An 18,866-nucleotide genomic window follows, 5' to 3' on the forward strand; every position below is an offset into this window, starting at 1 on the left:
GTCTGCGTCAGCGGATGATCAGCCGCTCGAACCGGTCGGCGTCCACGACGCCCAGGTCGACCGGGCGTCCGGGGCCGTCGACCCGCGGCATCCCGTCTCTCGTGCCGGTCGTGCGGAACCGCTGCAAGGCCCACGTGCCCACGCCGATGCCGGCCAGCCGGTCGGCGAGCGTGCAGAGCCCGGCCTCGTCGATCGCGTCGGAGTGCACCGTGGTGCGCACTTCGTAGTCGAGGGGATGCCGCGAACCGGCGCGTCGCGCATGCTCGTGCAAGACCAGCTCGAGGGCGTGCCACGCCCGGACGGCCCCGCCGCCGCGGCCCACGACGTGGTCGTAGCCGGCGTCGGTGGCCTTGATGTCAAGACCCACCCAGTCGAGGCGGGGCAGCAGCCGTTCAAGCCGCCTCGGGTATGCACCCGAGGTATGCAGCCCCACGCCGAAGCCGAGGGCGCGGACCTCGTCGACGGCCTGGTCGAGCGCCGCGTGCAGGGTCGGCTCGCCGCCCGAGAACACGATGCCGTCCAGCATCCCGGCCCGCCGCCCCAAGAACGAGATGACCTCGTTCCACGCGAGCTGCCCGGGCGCGCGCGGGTCGATGAGCGCCGGGTTGTGGCAGTAGAAGCAGTCCCACGGGCAGCCCTGCAGGAAGACGGTGGCCACGAGGTGCTCGGGCCAGTCCACCGACGAGATGCGCGTCATGCCCGCCACGCGCAACCGGTTCGGCGCCGCGGGCGCGGCCGGCCCCGCCCCGACGTTCTCGCTCACGCCGGGGCTCCCGCCAGCGCGGCCTCGGGGGCTGCGACCTCCTGCGAGAAGTAGAGCCGCTCGGCGGCCTCGCCCTTCTTGCCGATGTTGAACGACGAGATGGGGCGGAAGTAGCCCATCACCCGCGTCCACACCTCGCACGAGGCGCCGCAGGTGGGGCACTGCTCGTGGTGGCCCGAGACGTACCCGTGCGCGGGGCAGATAGAGAACGTCGGCGTCACGGTGATGTACGGCAGGCGGAAGCGCTCGAGCGAGCGGCGCACGAGATTCTTGCAGGCGACCGCCGAGACCAGCGCCTCGCCCATGTAGAGGTGCAGCACAGTGCCGCCGGTGTACTTGGCCTGCAGTTCCTCCTGCTGCTCGAGCGCCTCGAACGGGTCGTCGGTCCACCCCACGGGCAGCTGCGAGCTGTTCGTGTAATACGGGTTGTCCTCGGTGCCGGCGTGGATGATCCCCGGGAAGCGCGCGATGTCTTCCTTCGCGAAGCGGTAGGTCGCGCCCTCGGCGGGGCTCGCCTCGAGGTTGTACATGTTGCCGGTCGAGGTCTGGAAGTCGACCATCCGCGCGCGCACGTGGTCGAGCAGTCGCAGCGCGAGCGCGCGCCCGCGGTCGGTCGTGATGTCATCGGTGTCGCCCGTGAAATTGCGCACGTACTCGTTGAGGCCGTTCACGCCGATCGTCGAGAAGTGGTTGTGCAGGCCGCCGAGGTACCGCTTGGTGTACGGGAACAGGCCGCCGGCGATGTGCCCGTCGATCACGGCGCGCTTGATCTCGAGGCTGTTGCGCGCGATCTCGAGGAGTTCGTCCAGGCGACGGATGACGGCATCCTCGTCTCCCGCGTGCACGAAGCCGAGTCGGGCGCAATTGACGGTGACCACGCCCAGCGATCCGGTCTGCTCGGCCGAGCCGAAGAGGCCGTTGCCGCGCTTGAGCAGCTCGGTGACATCCAGTTGCAGGCGGCAGCACATCGAACGGATCATGTGCGGATCGAGGTCGGAGTTCACGAAGTTCTGGAAGTAGGGCAGCCCGTACTTCGCCGTCATCGCGAACAGCGCCTCGACGTTGGGCCCGTCCCAGTCGAAGTCGCGGGTGATGTTGTACGTCGGGATCGGGAAGGTGAAGGCCCGGCCCGCGGCATCCCCTCCGCTCATCACCTCGATGAAGGCGCGGTTGATCATGGCCATCTCGTCGGTGAGCTCGCCGTAGGTGAACGGCTGCACGGCGCCGCCGATGAGGGGATGCTGCTCGGCGAGATCGTCGGGCACGGTCCAGTCGAACGTGAGGTTGGTGAACGGGGTCTGCGTGCCCCAGCGCGAGGGGATGTTGAGGTTGAAGACGAACTCCTGCATGGTCTGCAGCACGACGTCGTACCCGAGGGCGTCGAGCCGCACGAACGGAGCGAGGTAGGTGTCGAACGAGCTGAAGGCTTGGGCGCCGGCCCACTCGTTCTGGAGGGTGCCGAGGAAGTTCACCATCTGCCCGAGGGCGCTCGTCAGATGCTTCGGCGGGGCCGAGGCGATCTTGCCGGGCGCGCCGTTGAAGCCCTCTTCGAGCAGCATCCGCAGCGACCAGCCCGCGCAGTAGCCGGCGAACACGTCGAGGTCGTGGATATGGATGTCGCCCGCCCGATGCGCCTGCCCCGCCTCGGGTGCGTACACCTCGTTGAGCCAGTAGTTGGCGATCAGCTTGCCCGAGGCGTTCAGGATGAGGCCGCCCAGTGAGTACCCCTGGTTGGCGTTGGCGTTCACCCGCCAGTCGGAGCGGTCGAGGTACTCCTCGACGGTCGATGAGACGGTGACGGTGTCCGGTGCGTGCATGGTTGCTCCCCGTGTTGTGTGACATTGCGTCCTTTCGACCACCGGAACGCGATGACCACTATATGTGGGAGTGATTCTGGATGCCGACACTATATGTCGTGGTCGACAAGAAGGGCCGCGACGAACTCCGGTGCAATTGCCGAGTTGTGCAGACACGCCTGCGGCTCCCGCGGATTCGCGCGGATGGGTGTAGGTGTCAGGCGCTCTCGGCGAGGTAGCGCTCGACCGCGGGCGCCACCAGGTCGACGAGTTCGTCGAGCGGCAGGTCGGCCAGCATCGGCACCTGCAGCACATGCCGCGCGACCGATGTTCCGAACAGGTGGGATGCCGCCAGCGCGAACCCACGTGCGGCTGGGCTGTCGGCGATGTGGGGGACCGGGGCGTCTTCGCGGGCGCGCGCGGTGAGCGCCTCGATGAGCATCATCACGCCGTGACCACTCGTCATCGCCGAGCGGACGAGTCCGAGTAGAACCGGGCGGATCTCGGGGTCTTCCCAGATCTCGAAGTAGGCCGTGGTCAGGCGTCGGCCGCGACCGTCGGGCGAACCTGAGAACGCTGCGGCCAGACGCTGCGGGATGGCCGTGCGATCGGCCATCGTCGTCGCGAACAACCGCTCTTTGTCGGTGAAGAAGTGCCGCACGAGGGCCGGATCGACGCCGGCTCGCGCGGCGATGGCCCGGATGGACGCCCCGTCATACCCCTTCGCGGCAAACAGATCGCGCGCCGCGTCGAGGATCGCATCGCGGGTGCCGCTGTCGCCGGTCCGGCGCCCCGAAGGTCGACGACGAGCGGGGGGATGCTGCTCGCTGGCCATGCGCTCAGTCTATAACTCCACGATGGGGGATTTCCTCGGTCGGGGAGTTCTCGATATGCTGACCGCGAGCCGCTTCACGCGCGGCAGGAGGAGGGGCCGCCATGGCCGACGCGGTGATCGAGGTCTCTGGCCTCACGAAGTCGTTCGGGCGCTTCCCCGCGCTGCGCGGACTCGACCTGAACGTGGCCAAGGGCGAGGTCCACGGCTTTCTCGGCCCGAACGGGGCGGGCAAGTCGACGACCATCCGCGTGCTGCTCGGGCTGCTGCGTGCCGACGGAGGAACGGCCCGTGTGCTCGGCGGCGACCCGTGGAAGGACGTGGTCGCGCTGCACCGCCGGCTGGCGTATGTGCCGGGCGACGTATCGCTGTGGCCGGGCATGACCGGCGGTGAGGCCATCGACCTTCTCGGTTCGCTGCGCGGCGGACTCGACGAGGCCCGGCGCAAGGACCTCATCGAGCGGTTCGAGCTCGACCCGACCAAGCGGGGGCGGCAATACTCGAAGGGCAATCGGCAGAAGGTGGCGATCGTGGCCGCACTGGCCTCCGACGTCGAACTCTTGATCCTCGACGAGCCGACGAGCGGGCTCGACCCGCTCATGGAGAACGTGTTCCAGGAGGTCATCGGCGAGGCGAAGGCGCGCGGCGCGAGCGTGCTGCTGTCGAGCCACATCCTCGCCGAGGTCGAGTCGCTCGCCGACCGGCTCTCGATCATCCGCGACGGGCGCATCGTCGAGACCGGCACCTTGGCCGACCTGCGCGGGCACACGCGTACGACGATCCACGCCGGGTTGCGGCATCCACTCCCTTCCGAGGTGCTCGCGAGCCTGCACGATGTGCACGTCGACGGCGACAAGCTGTCGGCCACGGTCGAGTCGTCGCGCATCGGCGAGGCGATGAGCGCGCTCGCGCGATACGAGATCACGGCGCTCACCGTCGAGCCGCCCTCGCTCGAGTCGCTGTTCCTGCGGCTGTATGAGCCTGACGCCGCGGGTGCCGACGAGGCCGCGCGATGAGCACCGCCATCGCCGGTACGCCGCCACTGCTGCGCGCCTCGTTGCGGCACGACGGGCGGCTGTTCGCGCCGTGGATCCTCATCACGACCGCCCTGTCGGTGTCATCGGTGCTGGTGTATCCGTGGATCTTCCCGTCCGAACAGGACCGCACGGCCCTTGCCACTGCGATCGGCGCCAATCCCGCTTTGGGACTGATCTTCGGTCCGGCGTTCGACCTGTCGACCACCGACGGGTTCAATGCGTGGCGGTCGCTGGCGCTCGGCGGCTTTCTCACGGCGCTCGGGGTGGTCTTCTTGGTCACGCGCGCCACGCGCGCGCAGGAGGACTCGGGGCAGGCCGAGCTGCTGGCCTCCGGTGTGATGGGGCGCGCGGCCCGGCTCATGGCTGGGGTGTGGATGTGCCTCGCTCTCTCGGTCGTGCTCGGTGTCGTCGTCGGCGTCGTGACGGCGTCGTGCGGCGGCGGATGGAACGCCTCGATGCTGCTGGGCGCGACCATGGCCGCGACCGGGTGGATGTTCACGGGCGTCGCCGCGATCACCGCGCAGTTGGGGTCGGACGTCCGCACCGCCAACTCGCTCGCGGTCGGTACGCTCGGGGCGCTGTTCGTGCTGCGCGGCGTCGCATATGCGATGGATGCTGTGGACTGGACCATCTGGATCAACCCGCTGGGGTGGATGACGCAGACCAAGCCCGCGGTCGAGAACGACTGGTGGCCGCTGCTGCTCGCGGTGGTGCTCACCGCCGTGCTGCTGGCCGTCGCGTTCGCGCTGCAGGCGCGGCGCGACTTCGGCGGGGGCGCTGTCGCCCCGCGCCCCGGTCCTGCGCGCGGTCGCGAGCGGTCGACGCTGCGGCTCGCGCTCCGCGTGAACCGCGCGCCGCTGATCACCTGGGCTCTGGCGTTCGTGGGCCTGGGCTTCGTGTTCGGGTACTTCACGACCTCGATCAAGGGGATCCTCGAAGACAACCCGGCCGTGCAGCACGTGCTGGCCGCCGGCGCGACGTCGCCGGGCGAGCTCATCTCGGCGTTCGTGGTCACCGTGCTCTCGCTCGTGGGCATCCTCGCGGCGATCCCGGGTATCCAGATCATGCTCAAGGTGCGTGCCGAAGAGCTCGCCGACCGCGTCGAGCCCCTGCTGGCCGGTAGCGTTCCACGCGCGCGGTACTACGGCGGCAACGTCGTGATCGCCCTTCTCGCGCCAGCCGTGTCTTTGCTGCTCGCGGGCCTCCTTATAGCGACGCTCGCGAGCACCGCCGACATCGGCGTGGACTTCGGTGACGTCGTGCTGCAGGCCGCGGCCACGATACCCGCCGTGTGGACGGTCGTGGCGTTCTCGGTGTTCGTGATCGGTGCGCGGCCACAGGTGCTGCTGGCGGCCTGGCTCGGAGTCCTGGCGTCGTTTGCGCTCACGCTGCTGGGCCCGACATTCAAGCTGTGGGACGGGATCCTCGCCATCAGCCCGTTCTGGCACGTGCCGAACGTCACCGATGAGTCGATGGACGGGATGGGACTCGTCTGGACCAGTCTGGTGACGCTGCTGTTCCTCGTGGTCGGGTTCGCCGGGTTCCGACGCCGCGACCTCGCGGTGAGCTGACGCGGCGACCTGACATCGTCACGCCGTCAGGCGCTCGATCAGCTCGTGGTAGCGCGCGGCGGTGCGCTCGACGATCTCGTCGGGCAGTACCGGCGGCTCGCCGGTCTTGTCCCAGTGCGCCGAAAGCCAGTCGCGCACTATCTGCTTGTCGAAGCTCGCCATGCGCTCGGCCGGAGTCGTGCCGGTGCGCCAGGCCTCGGCATCCCAGTACCGGGACGAATCCGCGGTGAGCACCTCGTCGGCGAGGGTCATCGTGCCTGCGGCATCCACCCCGAACTCGAACTTGGTGTCCGCGAGGATCAACCCGCGCTCCTCGGCGGTGGCCGCCGCGCGGTTGTAGATGTCGAGCGAGAGCGTGCGCGCGCTTTCGGCATGCTCGGTGCCGACGAGCTCGACGGCGCGCTCGAAGGAGATGTTCTCGTCGTGCTCACCCTGCGGCGCCTTGTACGCGGGGGTGAAGATGGGGGCGGGCAGCCGGTCGCCGTTCTGCAATCCGTCGGGAAGATGGATGCCGCACACGGTCTGGCTTGCCTGGTATTCGCTCCAGCCCGACCCGGTGAGATATCCGCGTACTACGCACTCGATGGGCAGCATGTCGAGCGCCCGCACGACCATTGCACGACCCGCGACCTCGGCCGGGGCCTCGGCGTCCGCGATGAGATGGTTCGGGATCGGTGCGCCACCGTCACCGCCTGCGAGCCGGTTGAACCACCAGAGGCTGAGCGTGGTGAGCAGCTCGCCCTTGCCGGGGATCGGCGGCTCGAGCATGAAGTCGAACGAGCTCACCCGGTCGCTCGCGACGACCAGCAGCTTCTCCGGCTTGGCACCCTCGGCGGTGCTTTCGGGCACGTACAGGTCGCGCACCTTTCCGGAGTAGGTGTGCGTCCAACCGGGAAGTTCTTGGGGGGTGCTCACGTGTTCATCTTCCCACGAGGGGTGTATAGTCCATGTGGACTAATCGACATGGAGTGATGATGGATGCTGTGCTCACGCCCCTCGGCGTGCTCGTGCTCGCGCTGCTGCGCGAGGGCGACATGCACCCGTACGAGATGATGCGTCTGCTGCGCCAGCGACGTGAAGACCGCATGGTCAAGATCACGAACGGCACCTTCTACCACACGGTGTCGCGCCTCGAGCAGCAGGGGCTCATCGCCGAGGTGGGCGTCGATCGCGATGGCAACCGGCCCGAGCGCACGACCTACACGCTGACCGGGGCGGGGCCGGTGGCGCTCGAAGACTGGGTGCGCCTGCACCTGGGACGCGGAGACGACACGCAGAAATACCGGGTCGCGCTCAGTGAGGCCCACAACCTCGACCGCGCGGAGGCCATTGAGCTTCTCACCGCGCATCGCGATGCGCTCGCCGCGGAATACGCCGCCATGGCATCGGGGTTGCACAACGCGCGGGCTCGTCCCGTCTCCGAGCAGTACCTCATCGAGCTCGATCGGTACGCTGCACTGCTGCGCGCCGATCTGGATTGGACCGACTCCCTCCTCGCCCGAATGGCGAGTGAGGACTTCCCCTGGGGTGTCGGCGCTCTCACTCCTGAGAACCGCGCCGTCCACGAAGCCATGCGAAAGGCAGCTCAGCAGTGACCGAAACGACTTCCGCGGCGCAGTCCGCGGCATCCACTCCACGCGGCCATCAGCCGCGCAGCCCGTGGCCGGCCCTGTGGGCCATGGTCATCGGGTTCTTCATGATCCTTCTCGACACGACCATCGTGTCGGTGGCGAACCCCGCCATCAAGGCCGCGCTCGACCCCGACACCGCCAACCTCGACAACGTCGTGTGGGTCACGAGCGCGTACCTGCTCGGCTATGCGGTGCCGCTGCTGATCACGGGCCGCCTCGGCGACCGGTTCGGCCCGAAGAACCTCTACCTGATCGGCCTGACGATCTTCACGCTCGCCTCGCTGGGCTGCGGTCTGTCGTCGAGTCTGACGATACTCATCGTGTTCCGCGCGATACAGGGCGTGGGCGCGTCGATGCTGACCCCACAGACGATGGCGGTCATCACGCGGACCTTCCCGCCGAACCAGCGCGGTGCGGCCATGGGTCTGTGGGGCGCCACCTCGGGCGTCGCCATGCTCGTCGGCCCGCTGGCCGGCGGCCTGCTGGTCGACGGCTTCGGCTGGGAGTGGATCTTCTTCGTCAACCTGCCGGTCGGCGTCGTGGCGTTCGTCCTGGCGTGGATCCTCGTGCCGAAGCTCCCCACCCACGACCACAAGTTCGACATGGTCGGCGTGTTCTTGTCGGCGGCCGCACTGTTCTTCATCGTGTTCGGCCTGCAGGAGGGCGAGAAGTACGACTGGGGCGCGATCTGGGGGCCCATCACCGTGTGGCAGCTGATCGCACTGGGTGTGGTGCTGCTGGGCGTGTTCATCTGGCAGCAGGCCAAGACCCGCAGTGAGGCGCTCGTGCCGCTGAAGCTGTTCCTCGACCGCAACTTCTCGGTCTCGAACCTCGGCATTGCGATCGTCGGATTCACCGTGACGAGCATGACGCTGCCGATGATGTTCTTCATTCAGCTCGCGCGCGGGCTGACGCCGACCGAGGCGGCGCTGCTGCAGATTCCGATGGCGGTGCTCGCGGGTGTGCTCGCACCGTTCGCGGGCAAGCTGCTCGACCGCACCGACTCGCGGTTCCTGCTGGTGCCGGGTCTCGCGCTGTTCGCCGGATCGCTGTTCTGGTACGTCGCGCTGACGAACATGGACACCCCGATCTGGATGTTCCTGCTTCCCTCGGCCATGATGGGCATCGGCAGCGCGGGAGTGTGGGGGCCGCTGGCCACGACCGCGACGCGCAATCTGCCGCCGCGTCAGGCCGGCGCCGGTTCGGGCATCTACAACACGACGCGCACCATGGGTTCGGTGCTGGGCTCATCGGCGATTGCAGCGTTCATGCAGGGACGGCTCGAGGCCAACCTGCCGGGTGCGTCGGATGCGACCGGAGGCTTCGGCTCGGGCGGACAGCTGCCCGACGCCATCGCCGGCCCGTTCGCCGACGCGATGGCGCAGACCATGTTGATGCCGGCGATCGTGGTCGCGGCGGGCGTGATCGTCGTGCTCTTCATGAAGGATGCCCGCGCATCCAAGGCCGCGGAGTGGGAGCACCACTAGGCACGTGATGCGGGCAGTGGATGCCGTGGCTCGAGGTTCTGGGTCGCGGCATCCACTTTTCGCATGGGCGGGGCGCGTCGACGCGGTTTTCAGTCGTCACAGATGACCGTTTTTTGTGGGGAGAACGGTAATCCGTGACGACCCAAATCTGCGCGCCTTCTGTTATGTCGCAGGACATTGGTGACAGTTCTGTATCAGGACATCGGTGACATTTCGGGGGGTTTGGTGGTGACACTTCTCCTGGAATTGGTGGGTGAGTAGCAATCAGCCTGTCGATGCCCGTGTCCGTCTCGCGATCGCCCAGTGGCCAGTGGACGCCCCGCGTGGGTCGGTGACCTCGTTCTGTGCTGAGCACGGTCTTTCCCGGAAGACGTTCTACGCGATCCGTGCCCGTGCCCGGGCGGAGGGACAAGCCGCGGCGCTGGAGCCGCGGTCGCGGCGGCCGCGGTCCTCCCCGACCGCGTTTGGGGAGGACGTGAAGCAGCAGGCGCTGGGCGTGCGTGCCGCGCTGGAGGCATCGGGGCTGGACCATGGTCCGATCAGCGTGCACGACAAGATGACCGCGCTGGGCATGCACGCACCGTCCACGGCGTCGCTGGCGCGGATCTTCCGGGAGAAGGGTGCTGCCCGGCACGAGCCGAAGAAGAAGCCCCGTTCTGCGTACCGCCGGTTTGTTTATCCGGCACCGAACGCGTGCTGGCAGCTGGATGCGACCGAGTACGTGCTCACCGGTGGCCGTACGTGCGTGATCTTCCAGCTTCAGGACGACCATTCCCGGGTCGCGGTCGCGTCCCACGTCGCCCCCGGAGAGACCAGCGAGGGCGCGTTGGCCGTGTTCAAGAAGGGCGTGGCCGCTCGCGGGGTGCCGCAGCGGCTCCTCACCGACAACGGGGTAGCGCTGAACCCGACCCGACGCGGTTGGGAAGGTCAGCTGGTGAGCTTCGCCACGTCCCTCGGGGTGGAAGCGATCACCGGGAAGCCGTACAAGCCGACCACGCAAGGCAAGAACGAACGGTTCCATCAGACCCTGTTCCGCTGGCTGGACAAGCAGCCCATCGTCGAGTCGATTCAACAGCTCCAGGAGCAGGTCGACCGGTTCGACGTGATCTACAACACCGAACGCCCCCATCAAGGACTGCCGGGACGGGTGACCCCGCAGCACGCATGGGATGCCACCCCTCTCGCCGAGCCACCCCGACCCAAGCCCGCGCCCGTCGAACCGGTCGTGCCCGTCGCCCGCGCCAAGCCTGACGGCCTAGCCGGGCACCCACCACACCGTCCCAGGGCCGGCGTCATCCGGACGGGGGAGCACGGTCACAGCAACGTGATCGTCCCCGCCAACGGCGCCGTGCGCGTGCGGATGATCCTGTTCAACATCAGCAGCCGCAGGGCAGGACAGAGGATCCACGCCATCTGGGACCCGCTCGGCGTCGTCTTCGCCGACCGCCACGGCGAAGTCATCGCCGAGCACCCCTGGCCACCCCACGGCACCCGCTACGTGAGCAGCGGCGCCCGCCGCGGACGTCCCCTCACCCAACCCACACAACACGAACCGTCACCGATGTCCTGATACATGAAGCGTCACCGATCTCCTGATACAGAACCGTCACCGATGTCCTGAGACATCACAATCTGCGCGCCTTCTTCAGTCGCCACAGATGACCGTTTTTTGTGGGGAGAACGGTAATCCGTGACGACTGAGCTCACGCGGTGAGGTGTGTATCTCAGGACATCGGTGACACTCGATGTGGCAGGAGAGGACGTCCCGCCCAGGACGCCCAGGACGCCGAGGGCGGTCTGATGCCCGCTCCCCGGTCTCGACTTGCGGCCGCGCGGCCGCGCCCGCCCTGTTCAGCAGTCGCCTTCTGCGGGCCCGTAGGAGTCTTGGCTGCAGAAGCGGACTGCTGAACGACGGGCGCCGACCCGCTGCGTGCCGCGGTGCCGCCGCCCGAGACATACCGCGCCGACGGTCTCGCTCAGTCGGGGTCGGAAGGGTCGATGGGAGCGTGATGGTCCCAGGCCTCGACGCCGTGGCGCCAGTAACCACTGACCGAGAACTGCTCGCGCGGCAGCTCGAGTGTGTGGCGCAGATGGCGGCGCAGAGGGACGAGGGCGGATGCCTCGCCCGCGGCGAACACGTAGGTTTCGGCATCCACACCCACCGTGGTGAGCGCTGCCACGAGGTCGTCTCCCGCGGCGTGCAAACCGACCGGTCGGTTTGAGAAGCCGGAGAGGTAGGCGCGGGCGGCGTCCAGTGACGTCGAGGTGATGACCTCGACCGCGGTCGTCGCCGGGACGTCGGCGACCCAGCGACCCGCGGAGGGCAGCGAGGTTCCGTCGACGATCAGCACGACGCGTGGCGCGTTCTGCGTCGCCTGGCGCGAGCCGCGGGGGCCCACGAGCACGAGCGTGTCGCCCACCTGGGCCTTCGCGCCGAACTGCGCCGCGGGGCCGGGGCTGTCATGTCGCAGGATGTCGAGGTCGACCACGCGGCGTCCGTCTTCGTCGCGCACGTTCAGCGGCGTGAAGTCGCGGCCGAACGAGGCGCGGTCGGGGCGCACGATGCCGTCGCCGCCCTCGGCGGCCACCGGCGCGACGAGCTCGCCCGTCGTCGGGTCGGGGAAGAACGTCCGCACGTGGTCGCTGGGACCGGCATCGGGGAAGTCGCCGAAGTCGGGGCCGGTGAGTGTCACGCGCACGTACTCGTCGGTCGGACGCGAGACGGCGACGACGGTCGCCTCGCGGGCGGTGAAGCGGTTGCGTCCCCCGGCGCGGAAGAACAGCCCCTGCTCGGGGGGCGTGGTGGTTGCGGCATCCGTCATCGAATCCTCCTCGGCGTGCAGTGCGTCGGGTGCGCGGCGGGCGCGCACGACGTGCAACCCGTCAAGCCAATCATGGTTCCTGCGCTGCCGGCCCCGCGCCGGCCCTACGCGAGCGCACGCTTGTGCACGCCCGGACCGCCTTTTGGCGTGCAGAGACGTGATCTCGCGAGGGGAGGGAAGCGGATCAACCCTGGCCCGCGCGCTCAACGCCGCCCCGCCCGGGCTCGCAGCCCCACCCCAGGCCCCCGCCCGCCCGGGCTCGCAGCCCCGCCCGGGCTCCCGGCCCGCCCGGGCTCGCCGCCCCGCCCCGCTTCAGCGAGCGCGAACCGTGCGCACCGGCGCGGTCATCGGTGCAGAGCGGCCCGAGGCGATGAGTGCATCGAGCTCAGCGCGCACCTCGGCGGTGTAGGTCGGCGCGTCGAGCGTACTGGTCTCGACCTCGCCGTCGAGGTACGCGAGCATACCGTCGCGCAGCGCGGCGTCGGTCTGTTCCACGACATGGATGGTGTCGCCCGGCAACGCATCGCGCACCGACCCGAACGCCGTCGAGACGATCGGCAGGCGGCACAGCGCCGCCTCGAGCAGCACCATCGGCTGGCCCTCGTAGCGGCTGGAGAGCACGAAGCAGTCGGCCGCCGCCATGATCGCGAACGGGTTGCGCCGCAACCCCGCGAGGAACGCGGCATGCTCGAGCCCGGCATCCCGGATCTGACTTTCGAGGTCGCCGGCCAGTGGTCCGCCGCCGACGATGACCAGCCGCGCCTCGGGGTGCAGCGCGTGCACCTCGGCGAACGCGCGGATGAGGCGTGCGTGGTTCTTCTCCGTCGACAGACGCCCCACCGACACGAACCAGCGGGTCTCATGATCGGGATGCCGCAGTTCGGTCATCCACTCGGGTTCGGCCTCGTTCTCGGCCAGCAGTTCTTCGAGCGGCTCGGCCATTCCGGTGACCACGCGCTCGACGTCGGGCAGATTGCGCACGGTCGTGAAGCGGTCGGCGGCGGCGTACTCGGCCAGCGCGCCGCGGTTGAGCTCGGTCAGCCGCGGCGAGACCGACACGAGGTGGTCGAAGGCGCCGTACTGGCTGAAGACGAGCTGCAGCTTGTGGCGCAGCGGCTGACGGCCGCCGACCGTGCGCTGTTGGTCGGACGCCATCTCGTTGTGCAGCCAGATCGCGCGCGGCGCGTACGGCGAGTGCAGCAGCAGGTTCGTCCAGATGGGGCTGTAGCCGCTGAAGTCGGCGACCCAGTCGAACGTCGCCGATCCGAAGACGCGGGCCCATTCGGCGTCCCACAGCTGGGCGTGCCAGCGCTCGTCGCGGGGGGCGGGGGGCAAGCCGCGACGGTCGCGGGTGTGGCGGCGCAGCTGCAGGGCCTTCGAGCCGTTCATGCCCCCGATGCGCATCACCTGGCGCACCGCCGGATGGATGAGCGCCTGGTTCGCCAGCGTGTCGGATGCGCGGAACTTGGCCATGAGCGCGGTGACGTCGTACTTGTCGTGGTCGATGGCCGCGAGCAGGTTGAGGATCGAACTGGTGATGCCGTTCGAATGCATGCCGCCCAGGTAGAAGAGAAGGCGGATGCGCCCGTCATTGACCGCCGGTCGCACGCGCCGCCCGGTCGTGCGACCGCGGAACACGATGTCGACCACGCGCCGGGTGGCGTCGCCGTCCTCCCAGGGGGTGAAGCGCTCGGCCCACGGCGCATAGCGCTCGTGCTGGCGGCCCTCGAGCAGCTCGGCGACCAGGCTGCCGGCTTCGAACGGGTCGCTGGTCGATGGTCCCGGCAGTTCGTCGAGGGGCAGGTAGGTGCCGCGGTCGGCGGAGTAGTCGTCGGCGTCGGGCGTGAAGAACACGATGGGTCGGCCGGTCGCCAGGTAGTCGAAGAAGATCGATGAGTAGTCGGTGACGAGCGCCGATGCTGCGCCCAGCAGCACATTGGTCGGGATCGCGTTGGGAAGAAGGATGCTGCGCAGCTCGGGCCGGCCGGAAGCCGCCACATGCACGACCTGGTGCGTCTTCAGCAGCACCACATGGTCTTCGCCGACCCGTGACTGCAGCGCGCTGACCTGTACGGCCAGCGCGTCGAGGTCGTCGTCGGGGTGGCTGAACGAGGTGCCGCGCCAGGTCGGAGCGAACAGCACGATCTTGCGTCCGTTCAGCGCGATGCCGTGCTGCGCGAGCTCGCTGCGCACGTCGGCCTCCTGCGCAGGGGTGAGCCGTTGGCGGTCGATGCGGGGGTAGCCCTCTTCGATGATCTGACCCTGGTACACGTTGCGCAGCCGGTAGGCGTTCTCGTACATCGTCTCGGCCATGAACGGGTTCGCTGCCAGCACGAAGTCAGCCGAGAGCAGGTTGCGCAGCGTGTTGGCCGACTCGACGGCGCCGTTCGGCATGTCGAAGCCCATGAGCTTGAGCGGTGTGCCGTGCCAGGTGTTCAGGTACACCTGGCCGGGACGCTTGCCGAAGGCCGGCGGGAACGTCGCGTTGTTGATGAGGTAGCCGGCGGTCGAGAGCACGCGCCAGTAGTCGAACGAACTGCGCCGCACGAACGACACCCGCGGGTGCGCGGCGAACTCGGCCTCGAATCGGGCGATGGCCGCCTCATCGTCCAGTGCCCACACATGCCAGAGGTGGTCGAAGTCGGGGCGGCCCAGCAGGTGGCGGAAGATCGCCTCCGGATTGCACAGCATGCCGTTGCCGGCGAACGACTCGTAGAGCACGGTGTCGGCCTGCACCGGCTTCGACCGCGCGTAGGCGATGCGCTCGGCCTGCGCGGCCTTCTCGGCACGCGAGACGTAGCGGTTCAGTCGTTTCGGCAGGCGCGGTCTCACGACAACCGAGCGTAGACCGCCCTCCTTGTGAACCGCCTTGGGGTGTTACCTGGTTGTGATGTGAGGGATGGATGCCGCGGCGCGGCGATGGCGAGAGACCAGGTGCGCGTGCGGGGCGGCGGGCATACCCTGACCTCATGCACGCGGGACTCCACTTCTGGAATTACACGATGCCGCAGGCTGCGGCATCCATCCCCACGACGATCGCCGAGGTCGCCCGTACAGCCGAGGAGGGCGGCGTCGATCAGTTCACGGTGATGGACCATTGGTTCCAGATGGAACAGGCGGGAGATCCGGCAGAACCCATGCTCGAGGCGTTCTCGACGCTCGCGTTCGTGGCCGCGCAGACGAGCCGGATGCGGCTTGCGCCGCTGGTGGCGGGCGTGACGTACCGGCATCCCGCGCTCCTGGCCAAGACCGTGACGACGCTCGATGTGCTCAGCGCCGGCCGGGCGGCACTCGGCATCGGCGCGGCCTGGTACGAGCGCGAGCACCATGCGCTGGGGGTGCCGTATCCGGCGCTGGCCGAGCGCTTCGAACGGCTTGAAGAAGCGGTGCAGATCGCACTGCAGATGTTCGGCGACGACAACGGACCCTACGAGGGCCGCCACTACTCGCCGGCCGAGACACTGAACTCGCCTGCGGCGGTCTCGGCGCCGCATCCGCCGATCATGATCGGCGGCAAGGGCGAGCGCAAGACCCTGCGCCTCGCCGCACAGTACGCGCAGATAGTGAATCTCACCTCGGCCGACCCCGACGAGGTCGCGCATCTGCTCGACGTGCTGCGCGGGCACTGTGACGCCGTCGGCACCGACTACGACGCGATCGAGAAGCAGATCATGGGGAGCAGGCTGAACTCCGACGACGCCGCGTTCTGGCCGACGATGCAGCGCTTCGCGGACCTCGGCGTCGACCTGGTCGTGTTCGGCGTGCGCCCGAACGCGCAGCAGGCCGCGGTCGACGCGCTGGTCGAGGGCGTGGTGCCGCGACTGAAGGAGCTGTAGGCCTCAGTCCTCGATGACGCGTGCGGCGATGTCGGTGCGGTACTGGCCGCCCTCCAGGCCGATCTTCGCGATGGCCTCGTAGACGCGCTCGGTCGACTCGGCGAACGTCGTGCCCAGGGCCACGACGTTGAGCACGCGGCCGCCGGTGGCGACCAGGCCGGCGTCGGTGCGTCCGGTCGCGGCGTGCGCGACGTGCACGCCGTCGACGGCGGCTGCGGCATCCAGCCCCGAAAGCACCCGCCCGGTGATCGGCTTCGCCGGGTACCCCTCGCTGGCGAGTACCACCGTGACGGCGGTCGCCTCGGCGAAGGCCGGCTTGGGGTGGTCTTCGAGGTGGCCGGATGCCGCGGCCAGCAGCAGCTCGGACAAGGGATCGACGAGCCGCGGCAGCACGACCTGGGTCTCGGGGTCGCCGAACCGTGCGTTGAACTCGATGACCTTCACACCTTGCTCGGTGAGGATGAGTCCGGCGTAGAGCAGGCCGATGAACGGCGTGCCTTCGGCGTCGAGGTGGCGGATGACCGGCTCGGCGATCGTCTCGGTGACGTGGTCGACGAACGCGTCCTCTCCGCCGAAGCGCTCCAGCAGCCAGGGGAGGGGCGAGTAGGCGCCCATGCCGCCGGTGTTCGGGCCTTCATCACCGTCGAGCAGACGCTTGTAGTCCTGCGCGGGGCTCAGCGGCAGCACATGGTCGCCGTCGCAGAGGAAGAAGAGCGACACTTCGGGTCCGGCGAGGTGTTCCTCGATGAGCACGGGGGCGTCGGCAAGGTACTGCTCGGCATGCGCGAGCGCGGCATCGCGGTCTTCGGTGACGATGACGCCCTTGCCGGCGGCCAGGCCATCGGCTTTGACCACGTAGGGGGCGCCGAAGTCGTCGAGGGCGGCGGCGACGTCGCTCGGGGTGCGCACATGCACGGCGCGGCCGGTGGGCACACCTGCGGCATCCATCACCCGCTTCGCGAACGCCTTCGAGCCCTCGAGCTGCGCGGCCGCCTTGCCGGGGCCGAACACCGGGATGCCGCGCTCGCGCAGTGCGTCGGCGACTCCCGCGACCAGGGGAGCCTCAGGGCCCACGACGACGAGGTCGATGTGCTCGTCGTTCGCGTACGTGGTGACGGCCCCCGGGTCGTTCGCGTCGAGCGCGACGACGACCGCGTCCTGCGCGATGCCCGCGTTGCCGGGCGCGGCGAAGATCTCGTGCGGCGTGCTCTCCTCGCGCAGAGCGAGGATGATGGCGTGCTCACGGGCGCCCGCACCCAGGACCAGGATTCTCACGCTGCCAGCCTAACGGCGTGATCCGTTCGGATACTGCCGCTTGGCGTGCCGCGCGGGGTAGCGTGGCCGCATGGCCCGCAAGATCTCCACGGAGGATGGCAGAGCCGCGTTGGCCGGGGTCCGCAGCGGCGACCCCGAACGCACCGACCTGGCCACCTCGGTCCGCTATCTGCTGCAGCTGCTCGGCGAGAAGGCGCCGGGGCACACGGTCGAGGTGCGCGTGCCGCCGTTCGGCGCCGTGCAGATCATCGAGGGGCCACGGCACACCCGCGGCACGCCGCCGAATGTCGTCGAGACCGACCCGATGACCTGGATCTCGCTCGCCCTCGGCACCCAGCAGTGGCAAGAAGCCGAGGCATCCGGCCGCATCCTGGCCTCCGGCGTGCGTGCCGACATCTCCGACCTGCTGCCGCTGCGCCCCTGAGCGCGCTCGCGTGCCGAGCGCGGTAGGCGGGCATGCGGCGCCGTCGATTTTCAGTCGTCACGGATTACCGTTTTCGCGCGCCGAAGTGGTCATCTGCGACGACTGAAATTCCGCTCGATTTTGGGTCGTCACGGATTGCCGCTTTCTGGCGCGGGAATGGTCATCTGTGACGACGGAAGGATGGATGCCGCGGGCCGGCCGCCGTGCGATCAAGACCCGCGGCATCCCGATCCCGCTCACAACCAGCGGTGCGACAATGGAGGCATGGTCGAAGAAGCGGACAAGCCGGCACCCTCCGCTCCCGCGGAACTGATCGAGGAGAGCGTCGAGACCGTCAGCGTGCGCCGCGCGCCGAAGATGCTCGTATTCCTGGTGCTTGGAGCCGCCCTCGGCGTGCTCGCGGCGCTGATCTTCACCTACGGATTCGGTGTGTTCGACGCGACGGGCGCCGAGCAGAGCGCCTACAGCGCGGTCAGCTACACGAGCGGCCAGGTCTTCGGCTTCCTCGTGCTGGTGTGCGGTGTCGTCGGCGTCGCGCTGGGCGGCATCGTCGCACTCATCCTCGAGCGCACCGTCGGCCGTCGTACCCGAGAGGTGCAGGTCGGCCGCGAACGGGTCACCACCGTCGACTGACGATCGGACCGGCCTGCGTCACGCCAGGTCGGCGATGATCGGGTGGATCGCTGTGTCGAAGGCCGCGACATCCTGCCGCAGTCCATCGGTCACGGCGACGGTGAGCGCACCGATCCACCACACGCCGCGCTGCGTCAGCGGCAGCACCTGCACGTTCAGCTCGAACGGGTGCGCGCGTCGGCCCACCTGCCGCTCATGCTCGGCGATGGCGCTGGCATAGCCGCGGTAAGAGATGCCGGGGTTCGCGATCTCGGCCTTCTTGTAGCGGGTGGCCATGTCGTCCGACAGCTGCAGCGCCTCGGCGGCGTGCGGAATGATGGCCCGCCGCAACTCGGCGAATCCCGCCGGGAGAGCCACGAGCGTCTCGAAGCCGTCGACGAGCTCGAGCGGCGCCGCCGAAGGGTGCGCCTGAGGCTCGACGGTCATCTTCCAGTACGAGGTCCACTGCCGCTCGAGGGCCTCCTGCGCGTCGGCGCTGCGGTCGTTCTCACGAGGCGGGATGCCGCGCAGATAGGGGAGTTCGACCGGCGAGCGCACTCCCGCCAGCTGTCGCAGGCACAGCGCGAGCAGCACCGGGCGATCGGCGCTCTCGCGGATCGCCCATCCCGGATCGTCGCTGTGCATGCCGCCATTGTAGGGCGAGCGCGCGCCCGAGGACCGGGCTGATCGGGCGTTCTCGCCGCTCGGGCGGCGCCCGACATCCGGCATCTGCACAGGCATCGCCCGGGTAGGCTTGTGCCGTGGCAGCGACCCCTTCCG

At 69.0% G+C, this 18,866-nt stretch carries 16 protein-coding genes; 8 read left to right on the top strand and 8 right to left on the bottom strand.

The genetic code is table 11. The annotated features are described in order from the left end of the window. Window positions 1-7: 7 nt before the first annotated feature. The 3 genes from PU630_RS00510 to PU630_RS00520 form a co-directional block, all read right to left on the bottom strand. Entirely contained in the window at window positions 8-763 is a 756-nt protein-coding gene (locus PU630_RS00510) for an anaerobic ribonucleoside-triphosphate reductase activating protein (RefSeq protein ID WP_275278402.1), read from the bottom strand. Continuing rightward, window positions 760-2,580 carry a ribonucleoside triphosphate reductase gene (locus PU630_RS00515; RefSeq protein ID WP_275278403.1) on the bottom strand — a complete coding sequence of 607 codons (1,821 nt, stop codon included), beginning with the start codon at window positions 2,578-2,580 and terminating at the stop codon, window positions 760-762. The genes PU630_RS00510 and PU630_RS00515 overlap by 4 nt, the downstream gene beginning before the upstream one ends. Before the next feature lie 196 nt (window positions 2,581-2,776). Continuing rightward, window positions 2,777-3,394 (bottom strand): TetR/AcrR family transcriptional regulator, encoded by a 618-nt coding sequence (locus PU630_RS00520; protein ID WP_275278404.1) that lies wholly within the window; start codon window positions 3,392-3,394, stop codon window positions 2,777-2,779. Window positions 3,395-3,495: 101 nt separating this feature from the next. Here PU630_RS00520 and PU630_RS00525 point away from each other — a divergent pair, with 101 nt between their 5' ends. Both PU630_RS00525 and PU630_RS00530 read left to right on the top strand, forming a co-directional pair. Then, the gene (locus PU630_RS00525) at window positions 3,496-4,407 is read left to right on the top strand and encodes an ABC transporter ATP-binding protein (protein ID WP_275278405.1); all 912 of its coding nucleotides are present in this window, start codon (window positions 3,496-3,498) and stop codon (window positions 4,405-4,407) included. Continuing rightward, complete coding sequence (locus tag PU630_RS00530) at window positions 4,404-5,999, top strand: ABC transporter permease (protein ID WP_275278406.1); 1,596 nt, start codon at window positions 4,404-4,406, stop codon at window positions 5,997-5,999. The genes PU630_RS00525 and PU630_RS00530 overlap by 4 nt, the downstream gene beginning before the upstream one ends. An 18-nt stretch (window positions 6,000-6,017) precedes the next feature. Here PU630_RS00530 and PU630_RS00535 read toward each other — a convergent pair whose 3' ends face one another. Further along, window positions 6,018-6,914, bottom strand: coding sequence for a phosphoribosylaminoimidazolesuccinocarboxamide synthase (locus PU630_RS00535; protein WP_275278407.1), 897 nt, complete (start codon window positions 6,912-6,914; stop codon window positions 6,018-6,020). 59 nt (window positions 6,915-6,973) lie between these two features. Between PU630_RS00535 and PU630_RS00540 the strand changes: the two genes are divergently transcribed. The 3 genes from PU630_RS00540 (at window position 6,974) to PU630_RS00550 (ending at window position 10,687) form a co-directional block, all read left to right on the top strand. Then, window positions 6,974-7,594 carry a PadR family transcriptional regulator gene (locus PU630_RS00540; protein WP_275278408.1) on the top strand — a complete coding sequence of 207 codons (621 nt, stop codon included), beginning with the start codon at window positions 6,974-6,976 and terminating at the stop codon, window positions 7,592-7,594. Between the two features lie 83 nt (window positions 7,595-7,677). Next, window positions 7,678-9,117 carry a DHA2 family efflux MFS transporter permease subunit gene (locus PU630_RS00545; protein ID WP_275280142.1) on the top strand — a complete coding sequence of 480 codons (1,440 nt, stop codon included), beginning with the start codon at window positions 7,678-7,680 and terminating at the stop codon, window positions 9,115-9,117. Window positions 9,118-9,370: 253 nt separating this feature from the next. Then, on the top strand, window positions 9,371-10,687 hold the full coding sequence (locus PU630_RS00550) for an integrase core domain-containing protein (protein ID WP_428981970.1): 1,317 nt from the start codon (window positions 9,371-9,373) through the stop codon (window positions 10,685-10,687). A 406-nt stretch (window positions 10,688-11,093) separates the two neighbouring features. Here PU630_RS00550 and PU630_RS00555 read toward each other — a convergent pair whose 3' ends face one another. Both PU630_RS00555 and PU630_RS00560 read right to left on the bottom strand, forming a co-directional pair. Further along, window positions 11,094-11,939: a siderophore-interacting protein gene (locus PU630_RS00555; RefSeq protein WP_275278409.1), complete on the bottom strand. Its 846-nt coding sequence runs from the start codon at window positions 11,937-11,939 to the stop codon at window positions 11,094-11,096. A 312-nt stretch (window positions 11,940-12,251) separates the two neighbouring features. Next, on the bottom strand, window positions 12,252-14,771 hold the full coding sequence (locus PU630_RS00560) for a glycosyltransferase (protein WP_275278410.1): 2,520 nt from the start codon (window positions 14,769-14,771) through the stop codon (window positions 12,252-12,254). 137 nt (window positions 14,772-14,908) lie between these two features. On the opposite strand from PU630_RS00560, the gene PU630_RS00565 reads away from it, so the two are divergent. Beyond that, window positions 14,909-15,775 carry an LLM class F420-dependent oxidoreductase gene (locus PU630_RS00565; protein WP_275278411.1) on the top strand — a complete coding sequence of 289 codons (867 nt, stop codon included), beginning with the start codon at window positions 14,909-14,911 and terminating at the stop codon, window positions 15,773-15,775. Between the two features lie 3 nt (window positions 15,776-15,778). Here the strand turns inward: PU630_RS00565 and purD are convergent, their stop codons facing one another. Then, window positions 15,779-17,050 carry a phosphoribosylamine--glycine ligase gene (purD, locus tag PU630_RS00570; protein WP_275278412.1) on the bottom strand — a complete coding sequence of 424 codons (1,272 nt, stop codon included), beginning with the start codon at window positions 17,048-17,050 and terminating at the stop codon, window positions 15,779-15,781. A 70-nt stretch (window positions 17,051-17,120) separates the two neighbouring features. Here purD and PU630_RS00575 point away from each other — a divergent pair, with 70 nt between their 5' ends. Together PU630_RS00575 and PU630_RS00580 are read left to right on the top strand one after the other, a co-directional pair. Further along, the gene (locus PU630_RS00575; RefSeq protein WP_275278413.1) at window positions 17,121-17,474 is read left to right on the top strand and encodes a sterol carrier family protein; all 354 of its coding nucleotides are present in this window, start codon (window positions 17,121-17,123) and stop codon (window positions 17,472-17,474) included. Between the two features lie 264 nt (window positions 17,475-17,738). Beyond that, a complete protein-coding gene (locus PU630_RS00580; RefSeq protein ID WP_275278414.1) occupies window positions 17,739-18,107 on the top strand; it encodes a potassium transporter Trk in 369 nt (122 codons plus the stop codon). A gap of 18 nt (window positions 18,108-18,125) precedes the next feature. Here the strand turns inward: PU630_RS00580 and PU630_RS00585 are convergent, their stop codons facing one another. Next, window positions 18,126-18,731: a zinc-binding alcohol dehydrogenase gene (locus PU630_RS00585; RefSeq protein ID WP_275278415.1), complete on the bottom strand. Its 606-nt coding sequence runs from the start codon at window positions 18,729-18,731 to the stop codon at window positions 18,126-18,128. Window positions 18,732-18,866 lie beyond the last annotated feature (135 nt).

This window comes from Microbacterium horticulturae, assembly GCF_029094505.1.
GTDB lineage: Bacteria > Actinomycetota > Actinomycetes > Actinomycetales > Microbacteriaceae > Microbacterium > Microbacterium horticulturae.

Coding starts and splice junctions, on each gene's coding strand:
- PU630_RS00515 (WP_275278403.1), bottom strand. CDS start 2,580: ATGCACGCACCGGACACCGTCACCGTCTCATCGACCGTCGAGGAGTAC.
- PU630_RS00520 (WP_275278404.1), bottom strand. CDS start 3,394: ATGGCCAGCGAGCAGCATCCCCCCGCTCGTCGTCGACCTTCGGGGCGC.
- PU630_RS00525 (WP_275278405.1), top strand. CDS start 3,496: ATGGCCGACGCGGTGATCGAGGTCTCTGGCCTCACGAAGTCGTTCGGG.
- PU630_RS00530 (WP_275278406.1), top strand. CDS start 4,404: ATGAGCACCGCCATCGCCGGTACGCCGCCACTGCTGCGCGCCTCGTTG.
- PU630_RS00540 (WP_275278408.1), top strand. CDS start 6,974: ATGGATGCTGTGCTCACGCCCCTCGGCGTGCTCGTGCTCGCGCTGCTG.
- PU630_RS00545 (WP_275280142.1), top strand. CDS start 7,678: ATGGTCATCGGGTTCTTCATGATCCTTCTCGACACGACCATCGTGTCG.
- PU630_RS00555 (WP_275278409.1), bottom strand. CDS start 11,939: ATGACGGATGCCGCAACCACCACGCCCCCCGAGCAGGGGCTGTTCTTC.
- PU630_RS00565 (WP_275278411.1), top strand. CDS start 14,909: ATGCACGCGGGACTCCACTTCTGGAATTACACGATGCCGCAGGCTGCG.
- PU630_RS00575 (WP_275278413.1), top strand. CDS start 17,121: ATGGCCCGCAAGATCTCCACGGAGGATGGCAGAGCCGCGTTGGCCGGG.
- PU630_RS00580 (WP_275278414.1), top strand. CDS start 17,739: ATGGTCGAAGAAGCGGACAAGCCGGCACCCTCCGCTCCCGCGGAACTG.
- PU630_RS00585 (WP_275278415.1), bottom strand. CDS start 18,731: ATGCACAGCGACGATCCGGGATGGGCGATCCGCGAGAGCGCCGATCGC.